This window comes from Tamlana crocina (genome assembly GCF_012037625.1).
Genome location: NZ_JAAVJS010000590.1, coordinates 1 through 338, shown reverse-complemented (window position 1 = coordinate 338; position 338 = coordinate 1). Strand labels below are relative to the sequence as shown.

General features: G+C 35.8%; 1 protein-coding gene. It reads left to right on the top strand.

What is annotated here, in order from left to right:
• Positions 1-151: 151 nt before the first annotated feature.
• Positions 152-338: RNA polymerase sigma factor (locus HC176_RS18180; protein WP_280818723.1), on the top strand; the 187-nt coding region annotated here is incomplete at its 3' end.

Here is a 338-nt window from a genome sequence, read left to right as displayed (position 1 = left end):
AACATTAACCTTTTGTTTGGATTTGTGAAAATTTTCCTGTTATATTTGCTATAACTTAACCACAAAAGATTTTGCCTATAGCATAAAGTTACTTTGAACTTGTAAAACTAACCAGCAGGCCTACCCCAACAGCCTGAAAAAAGTAACTCTTATGGAAAAAACCGAGGCAAATGATGCTTTTCTCGTGAAGAGCTATATTGAAGGAAATGAACAGTCGCTTTCAATCCTGATCAACCGTCACCAGCACCGTATTTACAGTTTCATCTTTTCAAAGGTATTTGATAAAGATGTCGCCGAAGATATTTTCCAGGATACCTTTATTAAAGTGATCCGTACTC